The 1909-nt window shown below is 32.3% G+C and carries 1 protein-coding gene; it reads right to left on the reverse strand.

Features of this window, described 5'->3' with window-relative positions; all coding sequences use genetic code 11:
* Positions 1-383: 383 nt before the first annotated feature.
* Positions 384-1277 (reverse strand): patatin-like phospholipase family protein, encoded by an 894-nt coding sequence (locus ACIQ2D_RS21835; protein WP_402867398.1) that lies wholly within the window; start codon positions 1275-1277, stop codon positions 384-386.
* Between the last annotated feature and the right edge of the window lie 632 nt (positions 1278-1909).

Below are 1909 nucleotides of genomic sequence, written 5' to 3' on the forward strand. Positions count from 1 at the left end.
ACTCTCCATAAAAGTAGTTTGAAAGCTCATTAGCTTTGCTAGCGTATCAACTAAAAAGTTGATATCTATTTATTACTTGTGTTTCATTCACTAACGGAGTTAGTTACTAGAAACGTTATTGATTACGTTTTGCTTGTTCAGTTTTCAAGGTTCATGTTGTTGTCGCTTCGTTTCAGCAACTTTTATATCATAACATGTTAACATAGCCTTGTCAACAAGTTATTTTTTATTGTTTCGTTGCAACCGTGTGTTGTAACAGCAACTTTTATATAATAACATCTATAGTATACATCGTCAATAGTTTTATATTATATTTTTATTAGTTTATATAAACCAAGTACTATTCAATAATCACACTTACTACAAGTGTCTATTATCCATATTTATATTCTATATTTAGGCCATGTTTTTAAAAATTCAATCGTACGGTTCCTCCCTATCTCCATTAAAGTTTCTTTGGTTTCTTCATTAAGATCAAATTGAGTAGCACTATAATCCTCTACTGGAATAAATATAATATCTTTTTCATGGCGTCTAGAAATATACCGCTCATCATGAGCTTCTTTCATAGTAGCAAATAATGCTTCAAATAAATTTAATCCATTATCTATTTTTTGAGGACACTGTTCTTCTCTTCGATGACTTAGTTTAAGCCCTATAGTTGGGCGTGTTTTTCTACCGTTAGTATCATCAAAAATCCAAAGGGGGAAATTACTTAATACACCACCATCGACAACTATAGATTCTCCTTTGCCAGTCTTTAAAGTTACTGGTTCAAAGAAGAAAGGAATACCACAACTCATGCGTAGAGCACAAGCTACAGAAAAAGTACTTGCGTTTATTTGATAATCATCCAAGTCATCTGGCAATACAATCATTTTCCCGTTTGTTAAATCTGATGCAACCAATTTTAAAGAACCCTTTGGTAAATCAGAAAATGTATAAACACCTTTTGCCGCTAATTTTTTGTGAAACCATTTTTCTAGTGACTTTCCTCTATATAAACCTAAATGACGATAAACATTTACCCATTTCATAAACGGCAAAGGTAATATAGTTTTTCTGGGATCAAGTAATGTAGATACATCTAATTCCTCCAGCATTTTCTCAATTTCTTGACCACTGTAACCTGCAGCTATAAAAGCAGCCAATATTGCACCGGCACTAGTCCCAGCAACTCTCTTAAAGCGGAAATTTTGACTTTCTAATACTTGACATGCACCAACCAATGCAAAACCCTTTAAACCGCCACCAGAAAAAACCCCATCAATCCACAAAATTCCCTCTCCTTTTTTCGAATAATCTTTATAATATAAGAAAATTTGAAGGGAATTAGAACTTAAGAAAAATTTCAGCACTAAAGATCATCCATTATTATCCAACAACCGACAATTTAAAACTCTCATTTTTAATTAACCCTTTTTATCATTTCTTAAAGCAATTTCACTCTTGCCACTTAATGCGCAGAGTAGATTTCATTTTTTGTTAAGTTCTAAGGTGCACTTGCAGTTCTTTATTTCCCCTCAAATACATTCCGTATGTAACTATAATTTCATAGCCTAAGTTACTCTCAATACGTGTACCGATTGTATGCATATTAGACAACTATGTTTATTGGTTATTTTAAAATTGTAAACTAATCTCTATATAAAATTCGAGAAGTAGTATTCTGGGAAGGAGTTATGCAATTAATTCCATTAAAATCTTTCTTTACTTAAGTTTGACTCAAGCATCTTCTATTCTCATCTTAGTATTTTTCACATTATCAGGTATTTTCAAAAAACTTAATTAGAATACCTATATTTTTTAAAACAATAAAAAAACAGCCAACATATAGTTGACTGTTTTTCATGTGCCTAGCGACGTCCTACTCTCACAGGGGGAAGCCCCCAACTACCATCGGCGCTAA

Origin of the sequence: Lysinibacillus sp. NPDC097287 (assembly GCF_044761695.1) — a bacterium.
Classification (GTDB): Bacteria; Bacillota; Bacilli; order Bacillales_A; family Planococcaceae; genus Lysinibacillus.